Origin of the sequence: Anabaena sp. WA102, assembly GCF_001277295.1 — a bacterium.
In the GTDB taxonomy this organism is placed as follows: Bacteria; Cyanobacteriota; Cyanobacteriia; order Cyanobacteriales; family Nostocaceae; genus Dolichospermum; species Dolichospermum heterosporum.
This window is the reverse complement of the sequence record NZ_CP011456.1, coordinates 3,909,504-3,930,272: the sequence shown is the minus strand read 5'-3', so window position 1 is coordinate 3,930,272 and position 20,769 is coordinate 3,909,504. Positions and strand designations below refer to the sequence as shown.

The window sequence follows — 20,769 nt, the reverse complement described above, 5'->3', positions numbered from 1 at the left end:
AAATCAAGGAAATAATTAGTGTTTCAGACTCTATTTACCATATAAACTTAGGATCTCTATTTTATAAACACAAAAATTGTTGTCAATAGGCTCGAACCGTCTAAGTAAGTTAGCGTTAAATAATCAACATATGTAACGCTAACTTACTTATCTGCTATATTAAAACATTAAAAGCCTTCGATGTAACCTGCTAAATTAGCGATGTTTGGTGTTTCAAAAAGTTTGTTCAATGGTAACTCAACTTGAAATACCTCACGTATATGTAAAATCAACCTAATCGAAAGTATAGAATCACCTCCCAACTCAAAGAAATTATCTTCGATACCTACCGAGTCTACTTGGAGCATTTCTGACCAAATTGTAGCCAGTTTCTTTTCAATAGAAGTCTGAGGAGGGACAAAATGTTTTTCTATCTGGAAATTGATAGAAGTCGAATTAGCTAGAGCTTTACGATCCACTTTTCCGTTGGATGTGAGTGGAAATTCTTTCAAAACCGTAAATAGTGAAGGTATCATATATTCTGGAAGTTTCTCACGGAGAAAATTACGTAATTCCCGCTCGTCGAAGGCATCTTCATTCTGATGAAGAATATAGGCGACTAGCTTTTTATTGCCCTTGGTCTCTCCCACCGTGGTAACAATCCCATCTTGTATTTTTGAATGTTGTACTAGTGCTTTCTCAATTTCTCCTAACTCGATTCGATAGCCTTGGATTTTTACTTGAAAGTCTTGTCGGCCTAAAAACTCAATATTTCCATCTGGTAGATAGCGACCCAAGTCACCTGTTCGATATAATCGCAATCCAGTTTTGGGGTGGACAATGAAGCTTGCGTGGGTTTTCTCCTCATCTCGCCAGTAGCCCATAGCCAATCCAACGCCACCAATATAAAGATGTCCTGATACCCATACAGGACATGGTTCTAAGACATCATTCAATACGTAAAATTTCTGATTAGCCATAGGTTTTCCGTAGGGAATGCTAGACCAATTCGTATCAACTATTTCAATAGGATAGAGGATTGACCAAATTGACGCTTCAGTTGCACCTCCCAAACTAATCACCTTCACATCGGTTGATAGTTCTTTAATTTCATTTGGTAAAGAAAGAGGAATCCAATCACCACTCATCATCACCAGACGCAGAGATTCAGGTAGATATTTACCTTGAGACTGAGTGTATTCTGTCAACATTCCCATTAAAGCTGGAACTGAGTTCCATAAACTTACTTTCTCCTGTATCATGAGTGGTAACCAATGACTGGGATCTCGTCTACTGGAAGCATCAGGGATGACAACTGTTCCACCCGCTGCAAGTATGCCAAAAATATCGTAGACTGACAGGTCAAAGTTCAATGCAGATATTGCAAATACCCGGTCTTTATTTGTTACTTGAAAACGCTTGTTAATATCCACAATAGTGTTGACCGCACCACGATGGTTAATCATCACACCTTTCGGTAACCCAGTAGAGCCTGATGTGAAAATAACATAAGCTAAGTCGTTTGCTCCTTGTACTGTGTTTAGTGGTTGGTCACTAATATTTATAAAGTCGTTGTTGTCCACGCACAATCTCTGAACGTCTTGAGGCCATTCTAGAAAAGTATTAAGCCAAGACTGTGTGAGAACTAATTGTACTTGTCCTTGTTCTATAAGATACCAAATACGTTCTTGAGGTTGTTCAGGATCAATTGGCAAATAGGCAGCACCAGATTGCAAAATACCTAACACTGCCACTACTTGTTCCCAACCTTTCTGCATGACTACAGCAACTAATGTGTTTGGACGCGCTCCTAATTGCCGTAAACGACGACCAATTCTATTTGCCTGACGGTAAACTTCTTCGTAAGTCAGTCTGTTTTGGGGTGTAACTATTGCTACTTCTTTTGGTTGCAGGGATGCCTGAGAAGTAAACAAAGTATGCAGTAAATTTGCACACATTTTTTCTTCAGTAGCATTAACCTGTAATTGTTGCTGAAACTGAGCAGGTGGTAGTAGATATAGTGTTGGTTCTTGCCAAATAGCATCTTCATTGGCAAGTCGATGCAACAATTCACAGTAAGCGGTGAACATATCCTGTAGTAATCCTTCTGGGAATATTTCCTCTACCACATCCCAGTTAAAAATTAATGTTCCTGATTCTTCCCAAACCTGGTGATCTAACCATACTTGAGACGTTTGGGTGATACCGTATACCGGACGTAGGGCAATGGGAGAAGATTCTATATCGGGAATTGGAAGTGTTAGAGCACTGGTAAATACAATTGGCATCTTTGCCCTTGTCACCCCTCCCTGACGACGATTCAGTTCCCGTAATACTTGGATGCCACTAACATGCCGATGCTCTAGGTCATTCCACAGTTTTTCCTGGGTACGCCGGGCCCTATCTAGAAATGAATCCCGCACTGAGTAATCTAAAGCTAATAGCGTCAAGGAAGTAAACTCACCTACAATATCGTTCACCTCTGGATGCAAGGGGAGACGATTAAAGAAAGTGAGATTCAATGTAAATTGGGGATTCTTGCTCCAAAGAGCAAGCACCTCAGAAAAAGCGGTAAGTAATAATCCTGTTGGTGTTAATCCATATCTTGTTGCTTTGGTTCTAAGTTTAGTCCAGGTTTCTTTTTCTAAAGTTGAATGCAGTCGGCTAAAGTGGGGTTCGTTCAAGGAACTGGGATTTTTTGCCAGGGGTAATTCTGGTGCCGGTGGTAAAGTTACTATTTGAGTCTGCCAATAAGCTAGAGAACGTTGATAGTCTTCTGTAAATTTAATAGATTGTTCTGCTAGGACATAATCTCGGAAGGATAGATTTATAGGAGGCAAGAAAGCCTTGGGATCATCAAGAAGTTGCGATAACTCTTTGATAATGAGGATAAAACTCCAGGCATCAAAGGTGAGTGCGTCTGTACTTAAGTGCAGTCGGGCAACTTGCTGATCTAAAAGAGTCGCACGAAGCTCAAATAGTGGCCATTGATGAGTTTTGAATATCTGATGTGACATTTGCTGGCGAATAGTTTCAATTTGGGATTCTATTTCGTCAGGAGCTTTGCCACTTAAATCCAAAACCTCAATTTTATAGTCGGGAACATCCCGCCAAATTTTTTGTTGGCCATCTGGTAGCACAATTGCTCTTAGCATTCCATGACGTTTAATCAATCGCTGCCAAGCTAGGTGCAAGTTTTCCACATCTAAATTTTTGAATTCCAGTTCGTCGTAACTATGAGTTGAAACATTACCCATTTCAAACAATTCGTTACGACCAACCCAATAAGCCTCCTGAATATCTGTAAGTGGAAACGGCTCATACCATTCCTCTGGAATTGCGATCGCATCTGGATAGTTACTAAATTCTTGCTGTTTGCCTTGATGTTCTGCAATTACACTGGCAAAGTTAACTACAGTGGATGCTTGAAATAACTTTTGTAAAGGAATTTGTACTTCAAATGATTCGCGCACATTAGAAATTATCTGCATTGCTAGCAGAGAGTGACCTCCTAAGTTAAAGAAATCATCTTGAATGCCGATGCGATTAATACCAAGTGCCTGTTGCCAAATTTCTACTAGTACTTCCTCAATTGCTGTGCGAGGAGCGACATAAGTTTCTTTGAAATCGTTACTGCTCCAATCAGGTGCAGGTAAAGCGCGACGATTTATCTTACCTGATGGTGACAGAGGCAGAGTTTCCAAAATTATGAAGGCAGCCGGAATCATATAGTCCGGTAATTTACCTTTAAGGAAGTTTCTCAAATCTAGAGCAGAAACCGTGATGTTTGCTGTAGGAACTACGTAGGCGACTAAGCGTTTATCACCAGATAAATCTTGACGAACAATGACCACACTCTGATGTATCCCTTCGTTTTCACACAGTACTGTTTCTATTTCACCTAATTCAATACGGAAACCACGAATTTTGACCTGGTTGTCTATGCGCCCCATCATTTCAATGTTGCCATCTGTGCGATAGCGCGCCAAATCACCAGTTCTATAGATGCATAAACTCGACTTCTGGTTGAAGAAATTAGTGATAAATCTAGCTGTTGTCAATTTTGGTTGGTTTAAGTAACCTCTGGCAATACCTGCTCCACCAATGTATATCTCCCCAGGGACACCAATTGGTACAGGCTGCTGATTCCGATCCAGTAGATAAATATTTGTGTTGGGAAATGGACGACCAATTGGAACCATTTCTTCCAGGGATAAATCATCAACAGAATCTTCAAAATAAGAACTGTCGATTGTAGTTTCAGTAAGCCCGTAGGAGTTAATCAAACGAGTTTGGGAACCGCAAAATTGCAGAAAGTGTTTGTATTCTCTGACATACCAACTGTCAGAACCAATAGCTAAAACTTTCATAAAGTCTAGCGATTGCTGAGTTTTTTCTAAGTACTTAATCAAATTCCTGAATACAGCAGGCACAAACTCAGCGCAGTCAACTTTTTCCTGAACAATCAGGTTATATAGCCCTTCAGGGTTTAATAACAGATCAGATGGACAAAGTAAGAGTTTTGCCCCAGAACATAATGCTCTAGTCCAATCTCCTGTAAATACATCAAATGAGAAGCTGGCCATCTGGAGATGGCAGGTTGTCGCAGAGCGCAGAGCATATGTTTGTTCCCAGCCTCGGTAAGCATTGACTAAACTTCCATGCTGAACCATTGTTCCTTTAGGATTGCCCGTAGAACCTGATGTATAAATGACATAAGCTAGATTCGCTGATGTCGTCCCTTCAATATGGAGATTTTCCGCGTTTTCTTGAGCGATCAATGGCCACTCTGTATCTAAATAGATAGCATTGACGTTATTGTGAGGTAGCTTATCTGACAGATACTTGTAGGTCAGCAGAACAGGAACCTGTGTATCATCTATCATATAAGCGAGCCTATCTTGGGGGTAGTTAACATCTAATGGAACATAAGCTCCACCTGCTTTGAGGACACCCAATGTTGCAACGACCAGATCGACAGATCTCTCTAAGCAAATACCTACTAGTACATCGGGGCCAATCTTTAACTTCTGTAAGTAATGGGCTAGTTGGTTTGATCTTTGATTTAACTCTTGGTAAGTTAAATATTGCTCTTGATAAGCGATCGCTTTATTATCTGGTGTTTTTTCTACCTGAGTCTCAAACAACTGATGAATACATTCTTGGGGATAGCTAATTTCTGTAAAATTCCACTTTGTAAAAATCTGTTGATATTCTGCATTGGTCAGCAGAGGCAATTCAGAAACCTTTTGTTCAGGATTGGCAACAATGCCTTCAAGAAGTTTTTGAAAGTGTCCGGCCAATCGAGTAATGCGGTCTACATTATAAAGATCGGTATTGTACTCAAATACGCAAACAAAACCCTCTACATTTTCAAATACATCCAGCGACAAATCAAATTTAGCGGTATCACCAGCATTCTGTTCTAAAGTAACAGTCATTCCCGAAAAATCTAGATCTGGCATAGGGGTATTCTGGTAGGTAAACATTACCTGGAATAGCGGAGAATGACTGCTAGAACGTTCTGGTTGTAAGGCTTCAACAACCTTGCCGATAGGTAAATCTTGATGAGAGAAAGCACTTAAAGCAACCTCACGCACTTGTGCTAATAACTCACTAAACGTTTGTTGTTTAGAAAAATTTGTTCTTAGTGCCAATGTATTGACGAAGAAACCAATTAAATCATGAGTTTGAGGATTATTGCGTCCAGAGGTAGGAGAGCCGACAATAATATCTTCTTGTCCTGTATAACGATGAAGTAAAACTTTAAAAGCCGCTAGAAACGCCATAAATAACGTTACTTCTTGTTGACGACTAATCCCTACAATTAATTCAGATAAAGACTTTGGTAAAGTTAGCGAATAGACAGCACCGTGAAATGTTTGCACAGATGGACGAGACCGATCAGCGGGCAGTTCCAAAATAGGAAGATCACCTGCCAGCTTTTTTTTCCAGTAAGAGATCTGTTTCTCCATCAAACTGCCTTGGAGTTGTTGCTGCTGCCACTGAGCAAAATCTATATACTGAATTGGCAGTTTTGGCAGCGGGGATGGCTGTCCATTATTGAAAGCGTTGTAAAGTGCTGTAAACTCACGAACTAGTACACCTGAAGACCAAGCATCAAATACAATATGATGGAAATTGATGAGTAAAATATGCTCTTCATCACTTAGCTGCAATAGAGAAGCTCGATATAATGGTCCTGTAGATAAATTAAAAGAGCGACGGGAATCTTCACTGGCTAGTTGCTTAAACTGATACTCGCGGTCTTCTTCATTCAGGTGGCTGAGATCCAAAATCGGCAAGGTTAACGATTGTGGTGGAGAAAACATCTGAACAGGTTGTCCGTCCAGCAAAGTAAAAGTTGCTCGAAGAACTTCATGGCGATTAACAATCTCCGTGAAACTTTTTTCTAAGGCATCAATATTCAAATGCCCTTTCATCCTCACAATATTGGGAAGATTATATAAGGGGCTATTAGGATTAAACTGTTCAATAAACCATTGATGTTCTTGGGAAAATGACAATGGCAAAATGTTGGATTCCCTAATGACAACAGGAATAGATTTATTGGCATTGTCTTCAATTTTATTCCTTAGACGTTTAAGAATTAAGGCGCGGTTTTCAGGAGAAAACTGTAGTAGACGTTCTGTAATTTTATCCATGATAACCTTTCCTTTTTTTATTTGAGTATGTACCATTACTGCTGCTGAATTTCGGCAAATAATCTCTCGGCTTCTTCTGGCGATAGCTGTTCTAAATCGGATAGAAGTTTACCTATATCCTCTTGACTTGCTAGTTTTTGATATTCCTGTATTTGGGGCATAAGAATTGTGACAATCTCCCTAATATTAGAACCCTTGAGCAAATCAACTACGGCGATACTTGCTCCCACACTGATTTCAATGCGCTGCTTCAACTCAATCGCCATCATGGAATCCAATCCCAGAGCATTCAATGATTGTTCTAAGTTGAGACGAGATAAATCGATTCGCAGAACTTGAGATATTAATTCTTGGATGTGAGTTTCCAACAATGATGTTTGCTGTGATGCTTCAACCGCAAAAATTTGTTGAATAAAATGGCCTTCGCTAATGACGGTAGTATCACCTTGAGTAGTGCTTTTTTCTTGAGCTTCTGCCAATAAATCAGAAATGATTCTTACCGTTGTCCCCGTCGGGTACATATTAGCAACCAAAGCCCAGTTTGCCGGCACAACCGTAACTTGGGGTAAGTCATAATTGAGTAGCCGTGATAGGATTTCTATCCCATCCTTGGGTCTAATAATGCCAATGCCTCGTTGGGCATAGTAGTCAGTTAAATCTAGACGACTTGCCATTCCCACTTCGCCCCAAGGACCCCAATTAATACTTAGGGCTGGCAATCCTTTGCTTCTACGATAGTGGACTAGGGAATCCATGAAGGAGTTACCAGCAGCATAATTTCCTTGACCCATTGTTCCCACTACGGAAGCCACAGAAGAGAAGAGGACGAAGAAGTCTAAGGAAACATTTTCAAATAAGCGGTGTAGCACCCAAGCACCCAAAGCTTTAGGTCTAAGCACGCTATTGAAGTTCTTTAATTCCATATTCAACAAAAGTTCATCTCTGACTAGTCCTGCCGAGTGAATCACACCTCTAATGGGAGGCCAGTTCTCCTGTTGATAGGTGTCTAGAAATTCTGCTACTTCAGCTTCATTTGCCACATCAACAGCAGCCAAATGTACACTGGCTCCCATTGCCTCTAATTCTCGTACGACAGAGATTCGCACAGCAAGACGGCTATCGGCTTCTAGTTGATTCCACATCTGGCGAGATGGGAATTTATCACGTCCGACAAGGATTAAATGTCTAGCTCCACGTTCAACTAGCCAACGAGCAACCAAGATGCCTAAATCTCCAAGTCCTCCGGTAATCAGATAACTACTATCGGGACGAAACTGACTAGGAAAAACTGAAGTTGGCTTCTGAGTACTTACTAATCGGACACAATATCGCTGTTGATTTCGGAAGGCAATTTGGTCTTCATTATCTGGATTCCAAACTTCTGCCAATAACATTGAAATTTCATCATCAGAGTGTACTGGGTCAAGATCAATAATTCCTCCCCATATATTGGTATGTTCTTGATAACTAGCAACTCTTGATAAACCCCAAAGTGAGGCAGGAGCTAATGAGACTATTTCACTATCTGCTACAGGCTGAGTTCCCCGTGTTACCACCCATAATTTGTGGTGATTGCGCCAGCCACTCTGAACTAATGCTTGAATCAAGTGCAGTATTGTACCGCAACCTAATAATTGTTCTGATTCCAGTGCATCTACTGTCATTGTTTCTGATGCAACTGTATCTAGACTCCATAGATGTATCAAACCCCGACAGGGTAGATTGGAGTTGTCTATAGCATCTTGTAACAGGTTTTGGAACTCGTCTGGATAGGATGGATTGATAGAGTAGTGACCTGGTTCTAAGGCTTGGTAAGATTCTCCTGGAACAACAATGATACAGTTTTCGCCCCGCTCCCTCAATTGTGTAACGAGCCTCTGTGCTACTCCACCTTGATCTGCAAAGATAAACCAACTTCCTGGTTGTTCTTTAAAGGAGTTCTGTGGGGTATTTTCGTCATTAACTCTGGGTTTGGGCTGCCATTCCAATTCATAGAGCCAACTATCCAAATTTTGAGAAAGTCCTTTACCTGCACTTTCAATGGATTGGGCTTGAAAACCTAGAACTTCTGCTAAGAGATTACCTTTTTCATCAAACAGTTGTATTTCGCCCGTCAGAATCTTGTCACCCTGCTCAATCACCCGAGCATGAGCCCACATATTGGGACGAGGACGATTATAAACTCGCACACTTTGGATACTAATAGGCAGGTATACACTTGAATTATGTTGATTTATATCTCCTAAAGAGGCGATCGCAATTAGGACATGAAAACACGAATCAAGAATTATTGGGTGCAATTCGTAATCTTGGCTGTTAATTTCCATGAGGTCAGGCATATGAATTTGTCCCAAGGCCTCTGTTGCACCTAGCCAAATCTGTTCTATTCTCTGAAATTGAGGACCATATTGAAAGCCAACCTCGCCTAACTTGTGATACAAATCTGGCTTGGAAACCTCTTTTGAACAACGATTACGAATCTCATGGATATTAATACACTTGGTAACAAATTGTCGTAGATGCAGTTTAGCCTGAGCATGAAGTGTCCAATCATTTTGACTGTGCGTCTGACGTGTGTAAACACTAAACGATGCATCTTTTGGATCTAGCGTTAACTGAACAGTTAATAAGTCCTTCTCAGGTAAAAACAGTGCTTTTTTGAATTCAATGTTGTCAACTGAGTAAATACCTTCACCAAAAAACCTTTTAGCCACAGCAAGACCCATTTCCACGTATGCTGCGCCAGGATATACTACAGCATTTTGAATACGGTGGTCATCAAGGTAAGCCAAATACCGTTTGTTCAGATCTAGTTTCCACGAAGGATAGGGTAATTCCAAAGCTTGACCAAGAAGTGGGTGAATTTGTTTCCCTAAACGTAACTGTTCAGAAGCTGGGGATTCATGCCAGTAACGCTCACGTTGCCAAGTATACAATGGCAAATATACGTGTTGTCCATAAGCATAAAAACTCTGCCAAGAGACTTTACAACCTTGGGTATATAGCGCAGCCAAGGAGGTAAGCATAATTTGGCGTTCTGCTTCCTTGCGTCGTATAGAAGTAAGTACAGTAGCTTTCCGATTTTGACTGATGAAACATTCAGAAATGGAACCTGCTAGTACTGGGTGAGGACTAATTTCTAGGAAGAGGTCATAACCTGCCTCCGCCAACTTATTCATAGAGGCAGCGAAAAATACAGGCTGCCGCATATTTTGCCACCAATACATCTCATTTAGTTCTGGTCTATCCACTTTTTGGCCTGTAACTGTAGACCAGAGAGGAATAATTGGTGTTTGTGGCTCAATGTCTTGTAGAACTTCCAGTAATTCTTCTTTCAATGGGTTCATTGTGGAACTGTGATATGCCACATTCACACGCAATAAACGGAAGAATACCTTTCTGTCCTCTAAGACCTTACTAATTGTTTCTAAATCTGCTTCATTACCTGAAAGAGTCACAGAAGTAGGACTGTTAATAGCTGCAATTGACAACCTATCTTCATAGCCTACTAATAATTGTTGGGCTTCTTCGTAAGAAAGTCCAATCGCTGCCATTTTTCCAAGACCTGCCGTTTGTTGTTGTAACCGGCTACGATGAAAAACAACCTTTAACGCATCTTTTAAACTTAGTGCCCCTGCTACGTAAGCAGCCGCAGGTTCACCAGCACTGTGACCCACAATTGCAGATGGTTCAATTCCCCAAGAACGCCATAATGCTGCCAGAGCAACTTGAATAGCAAAGTTAGTTGGTTGAGCAATCTGGGTTTCTTCAATGCGAGAATGTTCCTCGTCACGAGTTAATTCTGTCAACAGTGACCAATCTGCGTAGTATTGTAAAATCGTGTCACATTCCTCAATGGTTTGCCTAAATATAGGTTCTGCCATTAGGAGTTGACGACCCATTGCCCACCACTGGGGACCCATGCCAGAAAACACAAAAACGACTTGTTGATTCTTAGGTATGGCTTGATTTCCAATAGCCATCTCTGCACGTGATTCACCATTTACAGCAAATTGTCATCAAACCCGGAACAAGAACCCCACCCCCAACCCCCTCCCCGCAAGCGATGAGGGGGCTAAGATGTACCTTATATGATTGGAAATCGCTGTAGGAACGCTGCAAGTAAATCCGCCATATCTGTGTACGATTTACCTACTACCCCCAAACGGTACTGATGATGAGTCCGTCGTAGGCTGGCAGTATAACAGAAGTTATGCAAAGATGTGTTATTGGTAAAAACCCCGTCTGTTAGAAGCTTACGGTAAGCTCTCGCTAAATCTTGGAGTGCTTGAGGACTCCGAGCGGATAGAGGCAGTAGATATCCCCAATTGGGGTCAAGGTTTTCTTCACCAGGAATACCTATCTGAGTAATTGGTGCTTCTTGCAATACAGCATGTGCATTAGTACCACCAAAACCAAATGAGTTCACACCTGCAATGGCAAATCCATCAGTTTCTGGAAAAGGAACTAGGCTCGTAGGTATCTTTAACTTTAGTGATGGAAAATCAATATCGGGATTAGCTTTTTGGAAATGTAAATGTGCTGGAATCTTATGATGCTTAAGAACCAACGATGCTTTAATTAATCCAGCGACACCTGCTGCTGCTTCGGTATGTCCAATGTTGGTCTTAACTGAAGCAATATAACATTCCTGTCCATCTGGACGTTCAGTAGATAGCACAGTTCCTAGTGCATTTGCCTCTAAAGGATCACCAACAGGTGTTCCAGTTCCATGTGCTTCCACATATTGCACTTGAGCAGGTAAAACGCCCGCTCGACGATAGGCTTCCCATAGTAGCGCTTCCTGGGATTCACGTCGGGGAACCGTAATTCCAGAACTGTGTCCGTCTTGATTCACAGCAGTTCCCCGAATTACCGCATAAATAGGATCGCCATCCTCCACAGCTTTTGATAGGGGTTTTAATACAACAATCCCTGCTCCTTCACCTCGAACATAGCCATTGGCAAGAGAATCATAGGCCTTAGAGCGACCATCAGGAGATAGCATTCCAGCCTTTGACTCTGCAATAGTATAATTTGGTTTGATCATCACGTTGACCCCACCCGCCAAAGCTAGATCACATTCACCATTAAGGATACTCTGACAGGCAAGGTGTACCGCAACTAGTGAGGAAGAACAAGCAGTATCGAGTGCTATACTTGGTCCTCTCAAGTCAAACATATAAGATAGTCGATTAGCTAACAAAGTCATCATTGACCCAGTCGCTGTATGAGAGTCCATTAAATGATAGTTACTCTCGGAAAACTGTAATATTTTATAATCGAGGGTAAATCCCCCCATAAATACGCCCGTATTACTTCCAGCTAAATACTCGGGTATTATTCCCGCATCTTCAAAGGCTTCCCAGCAAACTTCTAATAGTAAACGTTGTTGAGGATCTAACAATGCAGCTTCACGCGGAGAAATACCAAAAAATTGAGCATCGAAATCATATATGTTTTCAATGAATCCACCGCGATATGTTGATGTTTTACCTGGTTTTGTAGGATCTGGATCATAAAAACTGCGAATATCCCAGCGGTCAGATGGTACGTCAGTAATTGCATCTGTTTCGTCACACAGAACTCGCCAAAAGTCTTCAGGACTGTTAGCTCCACCAGGAAAACGACACCCGATACCAACAATTGCAATCTGGTAGCTTGTAGTAGGATTGCTGTTGCTGCTGTCACTATTTGAATCACTTAAGTTTACTTCATTGCAATTTGAACTTAATACCATATTTTTGATTTATAAGTCTGAATGATTAGTAAATAGTCTTGACAGACTACTAGTGCCAAAGTTATGAATATGCTGAATTTGGAAATTTTAAAACTAAATATTTCATACATTTAAGTTTTAAATAACTAAAATTAGCATTTAAATCATGGTCATAATTGCTCACAAATATGTGCAAATTTTGATGATAACTAGATATAAGCAATACTCAGGTTTTTCAGTAAGCTGTTACGCAGCTAAATTTAATATTTTGCAGCCTAGAGTCCTTGTAGTAAGGCTTTTAGGCAAAAAAAGCAAATGCGTAACAGCTTACCTGTTATGCCAAATTATTAGTTAAAAACCAAAACTGCGCTTTAAAATAAAGCCTTAAACCTACTAGAGAACCAATACTCTTATTTGAGTACAAAGTTCTAAAGATGAAATTTGCTGTTAAGATTCAGATTTTGATGTCTGTTGTGGCATACTCCACACACTCCCTTTCAGGTGAGTGTGGGCTTCTCGGCGACTCCTCTATGAAGACATTAACCGAGCTTTAAAGCCCTATACCCTAGGGACTTTTTAAGATAATTTTTAACTTTTTTGATAGGCTGCTTCTGGTGCATTTAATTGAGTTACACCTACTGTTGAAGATTATATCAAGTAGTTAAAAAAAAATCAACAAAGTGTTCATCCCGCACTTCGTGCCGCTTCGCTAACATCGCCCAACAACACTGATTAAGCTGCGCTTAATTTTGCTCGCTGGGCAATTCGTCACTTCCGCGTATTCATCTCATCACCTCCCTATCGGGTAGGTGAGAGGCTTCTACTGTTTAAGCTAACCGCTGGCGATACCATGATAAAGTCTGTGTGATAGCTTTGCTATGTGGGGTTGGCTTTGCTCCAAAAGCCTTTTCATACTTGGTGTGTTCGACAATAAAAGGCTCATCAAATTCATACATCACTTCTTCCAACTCGCGGATCATAGGGTCAAAAGTCGCCAAGATTTTAAAAAACCATTTGGGAGCTACACTGAATTTTGGAGTTTTTCCAACTTCTTTAAAAATCAGGTTGATAAACTGGCGCGTAGTTAGCGTCTCTGCATTTGGAATATGCCAAACTTCCCCCAAGGCCTTTTCATGCTCGCCTAATATTACCAAACTTTTAGCAAAATCATTGATAAAGGTATATGTGTGAGGTACATCAATATTACCTAGAACTTCAGCTGGTTTATCAAGTAATGCAGATGCGAAAACTCTTTCTCCCATTGAGGAACTCAGGACACCAGGTCCAAAAAAGTTAGACGCACGACCGATTGTGGCACGTACTTTGCCCTTTTTATGAGATTCCATCAAATTCATCGACATTTGAGCACGTATAAGCCCCTTGGAACCAGTAGCTCTATATGGCAGATTCTCCACAATCTTGCCAGACACTGAACCATACATATAAAGGTTATCAGCAAAAACAATTTTTGTCTCCGTTCCAGCAATACCATCAATAATACCATTCATGATAGGTGGGAACTTCTCGACCCATTCAGTATAAGGTGGATTAGCGCAATTGTAGACTGCGATCGCACCTTGGCAAATCGAACGAACACTGTTGGCATCAGTAGCATCACCTTTCACCACCTCAACTCCGTTGGGAACATCTGCAAATCCTTTACGGTTCACAGATATTACTCGTTTACCTTGACTGTGTAATTCTTTTAGCACTGCTGTACCTAGGGGTCCAGTACCGAAAACTATATGTAGTTCTTTACCTAACAAATCTTTTTCTCCTGATAAGTCCTTTTTTTGAGTTCTTTAGTAAGAACTCAAATGGGTAGTGGAAGCATACACAAACAACAACATCATATTGATTTATTCCAATCAATATCGGCTCTTGCCTCTCTTTTATGGTGATTGAGGATTGATTATAACAGAACTCTTACGGGATAAGGGTTCTAAACAATTATCCCCGTATTTTCGATGAAATGCTCACACAATATGGCTTCCAATGATTTTGAACCAGGTTTTCCATAAAAAGAACAGAAGAACCTCAATACCTTACCTTGTTCTCCCACTTCTCTAAGCTTCTGCTCAATCTTGTCCATAGCCATAGGTGAGGGCTTAGATCGCCCATTTTCCCAACGGTTAATAGTGGCATAGGTTACGCCTAGATAAGCGCCGAACTGTTCCTGGGTAAGTCCAGTCAACAGGCGAAACTCCCGAATTAGCCCCCCAATTTCGGTTTTTTTGACCAGCAATGGTTTTTTCAACATCTGGTTTATTGCTTGATGTAACAAGTATTATATCTTTTAAGATAATAAACACATTCCCAAAAAAAAGGCAATAGCAAAAACAGCTAAATTCAGGAAAATTTGCTGATTTTCTATTTTTCCTCATTTTTAACTTGTATAAAGTTGAAATATGCACTAAGTAAATACATTGTCATCTATCAAAAGTTAGATATTATGATTTTTCTCTGGTAAAAATAATAATGACTCAACTAATTCATCAGTGAGTTTATCGTCACTGGAACGTTTAAGTTGTTTAATATCTACGCGCACCTGTGAACCAGCTTCTACCTTTTCCAGTAGAAAGTCAGAATATTTTTCAATTGACTGTTTAGCTTGCTCCTTGGTTGAGTCGAGGAGGGATATTATTCCCTGCCCCTCTCAGTTAGATCCGGGCGTGCGATTTTCACCGCACCCGGCTCCCGATGGTGGACAGCCGTTACACCATTAGTAACCTTTTTTCAAATTACACTAACTCGGTGTACAGATGCCGCCAAGAATTTGTTGGGCGAAAGCTTTGAGGGAATTTTAACCTCACCTGAGTTCGATATAAATAATCATCCTGAAAACTAATTATATCGGGCTTTTCTCAATTAGCAATGATTATTGACAATAAATAAACAAGAGAAAACAATCCAAAATTGAATATTTTGGACTCACAATTTAATTGCATGAAAATAATTAAATTAATAAAGCTGGTAGAGAAGTTACTTCATGTTTATCTAATTTTAAAGAAGGTTTTTTATCTTGCCAAGTATAAGCAATTAAACCAGCAATAATATTAACCATAAAATTATAAATACTGCGATGACGAGAATGAACAACTTGGGAAATATTTTGATAGCCTGCGTGGCGTAGCCATAGTTGGTCATTGACAGTTTCAATTAAAGCTCTTTTTCTTAACATAAGTTTTTCCCACAATTCAACTAATTTATTCTTCATATTCTTCTTAAAAGGAGTAATTAATTTCACATCATTTTCCAATAGTTCCTGAAATAAACTTTTAGAAATATATCCTTTATCTCCAAAAAGTCTTCCCCATAAATTTTGTGCCAAAGTAGGAACTGGTTTCCGGTCATCAACATTTCCGGGAGTAACTTGAAAAGCTAATAATTCGCCTTGTTCATTAATAATTAAATGAAGTTTAAATCCAAAGTACCAATCCACAGAACTCTTGCCCCAGCCCGATAAGCCACGGAAAACTTTATTTCTTTTTGCTCTTTTATTATGACAAATAGGAATACCCATGCTGTCAATAAAAGAGATGCCACTACATTGACCTTTTCGACTATTAAGATAACAAATTAAAGGCAGTAAAGCATCAGGCATTAATTCAACAAAGCGATTATAACTCACTAAAGATGGAAAATATCTGTGGTAGTTTGTTAAAATGCTTTTTTGATAATAGTCCTGAAAATTACGATAACTTGATTGGTGAAAATGAACAATAATAGTCATGACTTCACTTAAACATAAGCGACTTTTTCTTTTTCTTTTTTGTGACTGGCTCGAAATTAGTTCTGAGTTCAATTTTGCTTCAAAATCCAAACAGAAATCATCTATTGCACAAAATAATTGTTCTAATTCCATTGTCCATTTTTCCTTGCTCAAACAACTACTTTATTCTTAAATCTTTGGTACAATCTTGAGTATGATTAGTAATGTTATTTAATGGTTTTTAAGAAAAATTTACAATTTATATTATTTATTCCCAAGAAATTGTCAATAACCGGAAATTATTGATAACCGCTAAAAATTCATTTAATCCTGAAACTCTTTCCAGTCAACACTTGTAAGTTATTCTCTTCCGTCGAACTCAGGTATCTTTACTCCCACAAATTTCTGCCCCTAAATAAGTCATAAATACGACTATGTTTTGCGTAGTTATTCATTTGTACTCCAGATGGATTAACTTGTGATTTTCATAGCTGTAACTACTTCACACATTCTATTTCACGGTATTTAAGTCACCAAGTACCCCTGTGAACGCTTACACAGGGAAGATAGAGATATTTATTATACCCAACACGGCTTATACTAAACACGGTTGGGACCTGGACTTTTACGAAATTACGAAAAACCTAGATTTGTAGGGGTAAAGCAAGAGCTTCATTGGTGTCAACTTAAGCTCAAATCCCTACCACATCTCGTTCCTAGTCTCTGACTAGGAATGCAGTTGATGAGGCTCTGCCTCTAATATTATTGAAGGCAGGCAGAGCCTTCTAGAATTCATTCCCAGTCTCTGACTGGGAATGAGATGACTTGAGTTCTTTGCGGGATAGAGGTTTTACGTTAAGTTGACACCAATGAAGCTCTTGCTTTACCCCTACAAATCTAGGTTTTTCGTAATTTCGTAAAAGTCCATCTCTCAACCGTTTTGAGCATAACAACCAATGACTAATGACCAATGACTAATGACCAATGACCAATGACCAATGACTAATGACCAATGACTAATTACTAATCACCTATTTGCTTATTCTGAAATTCCTGTTCGAGTAAATCTGTATCTGTGGAATAAACAGCATCTTCCTTACCAATAACTTTTTCTGTGGCAAATTCACGAGCAAAAGCGATTTTTTTCCGTAAAGAAGCATCCGCACCCGCTAATAATCTAGCCCGTTCTTGGCGTTGAAGATTGCGAGTAGAAATCTGATCATTGCGTCGCTTAATCCAGAAATACCGAATTAAGGGAATAGCAATAAACCCTGTACCATAAGCCAATAACAATCCATAAATACCCTGCACAAAAGCCACCAATCCGCCAATTTGAGCCGCAATTGTGCCATTTCTTAATAAATTGCCCAAAATTAAAGCTCCAACAAAATTCACTCCTCCTAAACTAGCACTGAGGAGAATTTGCCCAGAACTAGCTGCACTAAACTTCCAGGAAAATTCATGGAGATATTCAGATATTGAACGCCGTTGCTTTTTACTAGCTCTTACTTGTAACTCTGGGAAATAATAGACTATTTGCCCGTCAGAACTTACCTGGGGCATTCCATTAAATCTTACCAGCACAGGCAACATATAATCCTCATATTCTTGTTGATATTTTTCGCCAACATCATCCAAATAAGGAGCAATTTGTTCTGCAACCACAGCACCTTGATTATTACTAATCACAGCCCCAATTTCTTCCCAACGGCGTTCTTCCAAACTGGCATTAGGATCACCATCACCAAACAAGAATGAAAACACAGCCTCAAAAAAATTCATTTCACTACCTTCGCCCCGTTCCCTCCGTCTTTCTTGCCGGGTATCACCATAATTTGGGCTAAAATACCAGAATAAATCCGGAAAAAAGAAGAAATTATTACTTCTAGAACTACTGCGATTATCATCATCCCGATCTGAACTAGCAGTCATAATAATGATGATAGTCACAGTAATCAGCAAGATAGAAGCAACTAAAAGGATGCCAAAGGAAATCCGAATCAGATAAAATAGCACAGACCAAACTTTTTTCCACCATTCCTGCAACCGTATTTGCAAATATTTATTGCGTAAAATATCTCGAAAATTGCGAGGAAATTGATAAACAACATCACCTGATTCTGCAACCTGTAAATGTCCCCCAGCGTCAGCAGCAAGGGCTAATAAACTTTGATTGACTTCAGCTATATTTAATCCTATCTGGGTGGCTACATCACCAACCGTGACTCGGTAGCCTAGTTGTTCCACAGAACGCATAATAGCGGGATTGGGAGTCATAAATCTTCCCTTTTGTTATATTTTGGTTTACCTTTATTCAGTATAATTGAAGCGAAATTTCTTTTCTTTGCGGTTCTTAGTTGCCATCATACTTTTCACAAATTAGATAGGATTTATATATACACCTATGGTTCAGTACAGTCTCGCTCAAAGCCCAGAACTTATCCTTACAGTTCCTGGTAAAGATTCCGCTAAAGCCCGTGATAAAGCCATGGATCAGTTAATGGAACTCATGGAGGCTGGTGAATTACCAACGGAACTAGAAGAGGGATTTGGTCCGCAACAATTAATTGAGGTGAAAGAACCAACTACAGATACTTCTAGCCGTGAAGACGAAATTACCCAAGCAGTGCAAATTCTCAGTAATTTAGCTTCCCTGAAGTTAAAAGTCCAAGAATCACGCACCGAAGCCTTAGAAATTCGTCAAGCCATTGATGTCCTGTTTTCCGATAAATCTGTCACCGAGGAAGAAATAACCCATCTTAAAGAAGGTTTTAAAGTTCTCAAAAATTTTGCTCAAGCTAATCTGCGTTACCAGGAAGCGAGGGGAAAAGCAGAACAAGCTAGACAAGTTTTAGATCAAGCTCTCAAATCACCGGAGTAATATTAGATTCGATTCAAGATTTAGCAACAGCAGCAAAAATACCGTCTCTCTCCTCAATATCTTCGCCAAAAAAAAGAGTGCTGATGATGAAATTTGTTCTCTTTCTGTTGGACTATCTCTTCTTGAGGATTGAGATTTAATCATGTTCAGATAAGATATTTGCATAACCAAAGACTTCTGTAGTAACACACTATATAATAAAGGCAAATATGATTAATCTAATTTGGACGGCTGCTGTTGTACTCTTTGTCCTCTGGCTGTTAGGATTCTCGGTTCATGTCGGAGGTAGCTTAATTCATCTGCTTTTAGTTTTAGCTCTAATTGGAATAGTTTACAATTTACTAATTGGTCGCCGCATAGTCTAATTTTTGAGGATGCAAGGCTGTATCTGAGGTATCTGAGGTTTGAATACAAGCACTGAAGTTATAGCCATATTAATAAAAATCTCAAACTTATGAATAGAAATCCTCATGAACGAAGCAATTCTGCGCGAAGGCAAGAACTTCGCAGTGAAGAAGAAACTTTCCGATTGCAACAGGAGGAGGGACGACTTGAATCTAGCAAACGCAGATCTATATTTGCCTGGATTATCAATAGCATTTACCTTCTAGTGGGAATGCTGGAAATCTTGCTGATGTTACGCTTCTTTCTACGTTTTTCCGGGGCAAATACGCAAAATACTTTTGCCCAGTTTATTTACAATCTTTCTGATCCCTTCATTGCGCCATTTTCCACCTTGTTAATTAGTCCTGTTGCTGGAGGTGGAGCGAATGTTTTTGATATCAATGTCCTAATTGCAATCATCGTGTATGCTCTATTAGGCTGGCTCGCTCTATGGCTGGTCAAATTTCTCTATGGTCGGTAGAGAAAAGTTGAAAAATGAGAGGCTTTAATTTCATTACTATTGTTAAGCCCTAAGAGTGTCAAGAGTCCTAGAGGAATTTGCCACACCAATGGATGGGTGTGATATTATAGGAAACTGCTACACAAATTTAAAAACAATCACAATTTAACCGATCATGGCTCTGACGCAACAGCGCAAACAAGAACTCATTTCTGGATATCAAGTTCATGAAACCGACACTGGTTCGGCTGATGTCCAAATTGCAATGCTAACTGACCGCATTAACCGCCTCAGTCAACATTTGCAAGCTAATAAGAAAGACCATTCCTCCCGTAGAGGACTATTGAAGATGATTGGCCAAAGAAAGCGTCTTCTAGCTTATATCCAAGCAGGTAGTCAAGAAAAATATAAAGCTTTAATTACTCGTCTTGGTATTCGCGGTTAGGAACTAATTCTTATGGCTGCTGAAGAATCGGAACGTAGTCCATTGCCTTTCGAGCCAAACAAAAAGCGTCCAAAACCCGCTAAGGCTATTAGTCAACCCGTTATCAAAACCAAAGAACCTCAAGAAAAATCGCAACAGAAACGCCGTTATTCTAAACAAGAAATGGCGATTCCTGAAGTGGTCAGTCAACGCATGATTCGCCGAGTGGCTGGGTTTTGTGGTGTCCCCACATTTTTAGGTATTACTAGTTTGGTAGTTAGCTATCTACTAGTTACCTTGGCTGATATCCAACTTCCCCCTATCGCCGTTTTATTGGTGAATATGGGATTGTTTGGTTTAGGTGTGTTGGGAATTACCTATGGTGTTCTTTCCGCTTCTTGGGATGAGGAAAGACCGGGAACTATTATGGGTTTGGATGAATTTAGCACTAACTGGGGAAGGATGACCGAAGTTTGGCGTGATACCCAGAAAAAGAACGTCTAATAAGCAGCGTCAAGGTAATAACTGTAATATGGGGTAAGTTG

The 20,769-nt window shown here is 39.8% G+C and carries 12 protein-coding genes; 5 read left to right on the top strand and 7 right to left on the bottom strand.

Annotated features, from left to right (window positions below; all coding sequences use genetic code 11):
• Positions 1 to 167: 167 nt before the first annotated feature.
• From AA650_RS17075 to AA650_RS17045, 7 genes are all read right to left on the bottom strand, one after another.
• Complete coding sequence (locus AA650_RS17075; RefSeq protein ID WP_199924282.1) at positions 168 to 6,644, bottom strand: non-ribosomal peptide synthetase; 6,477 nt, start codon at positions 6,642 to 6,644, stop codon at positions 168 to 170.
• A 35-nt stretch (positions 6,645 to 6,679) separates the two neighbouring features.
• The gene (locus tag AA650_RS17070) at positions 6,680 to 10,627 is read right to left on the bottom strand and encodes an acyltransferase domain-containing protein (RefSeq protein ID WP_053539923.1); all 3,948 of its coding nucleotides are present in this window, start codon (positions 10,625 to 10,627) and stop codon (positions 6,680 to 6,682) included.
• Positions 10,628 to 10,731: 104 nt separating this feature from the next.
• A complete protein-coding gene (locus AA650_RS17065) occupies positions 10,732 to 12,384 on the bottom strand; it encodes a type I polyketide synthase (RefSeq protein ID WP_053539922.1) in 1,653 nt (550 codons plus the stop codon).
• Positions 12,385 to 13,190: 806 nt separating this feature from the next.
• On the bottom strand, positions 13,191 to 14,129 hold the full coding sequence (locus AA650_RS17060) for an NAD-dependent epimerase/dehydratase family protein (protein WP_053539921.1): 939 nt from the start codon (positions 14,127 to 14,129) through the stop codon (positions 13,191 to 13,193).
• A gap of 176 nt (positions 14,130 to 14,305) precedes the next feature.
• Positions 14,306 to 14,623, bottom strand: coding sequence for a helix-turn-helix domain-containing protein (locus tag AA650_RS17055; protein WP_081424261.1), 318 nt, complete (start codon positions 14,621 to 14,623; stop codon positions 14,306 to 14,308).
• A gap of 696 nt (positions 14,624 to 15,319) precedes the next feature.
• Positions 15,320 to 16,228: an IS982 family transposase gene (locus AA650_RS17050; RefSeq protein ID WP_053539920.1), complete on the bottom strand. Its 909-nt coding sequence runs from the start codon at positions 16,226 to 16,228 to the stop codon at positions 15,320 to 15,322.
• Between the two features lie 870 nt (positions 16,229 to 17,098).
• Positions 17,099 to 18,352 (bottom strand): hypothetical protein, encoded by a 1,254-nt coding sequence (locus tag AA650_RS17045; protein ID WP_053539919.1) that lies wholly within the window; start codon positions 18,350 to 18,352, stop codon positions 17,099 to 17,101.
• 127 nt (positions 18,353 to 18,479) lie between these two features.
• Here AA650_RS17045 and AA650_RS17040 point away from each other — a divergent pair, with 127 nt between their 5' ends.
• From AA650_RS17040 to AA650_RS17025, 5 genes are all read left to right on the top strand, one after another.
• Entirely contained in the window at positions 18,480 to 18,956 is a 477-nt protein-coding gene (locus tag AA650_RS17040) for a hypothetical protein (RefSeq protein WP_053539918.1), read from the top strand.
• Positions 18,957 to 19,165: 209 nt separating this feature from the next.
• A complete protein-coding gene (locus tag AA650_RS28110) occupies positions 19,166 to 19,321 on the top strand; it encodes a lmo0937 family membrane protein (protein ID WP_148762249.1) in 156 nt (51 codons plus the stop codon).
• Positions 19,322 to 19,410: 89 nt separating this feature from the next.
• Positions 19,411 to 19,821: a YggT family protein gene (locus AA650_RS17035; RefSeq protein WP_053539917.1), complete on the top strand. Its 411-nt coding sequence runs from the start codon at positions 19,411 to 19,413 to the stop codon at positions 19,819 to 19,821.
• A 154-nt stretch (positions 19,822 to 19,975) separates the two neighbouring features.
• Positions 19,976 to 20,245, top strand: a complete 270-nt coding sequence (rpsO, locus tag AA650_RS17030) for a 30S ribosomal protein S15 (RefSeq protein ID WP_027404050.1) — start codon at positions 19,976 to 19,978, stop codon at positions 20,243 to 20,245.
• Between the two features lie 12 nt (positions 20,246 to 20,257).
• Entirely contained in the window at positions 20,258 to 20,728 is a 471-nt protein-coding gene (locus tag AA650_RS17025) for a PAM68 family protein (RefSeq protein ID WP_053539916.1), read from the top strand.
• Positions 20,729 to 20,769: the final 41 nt, after the last annotated feature.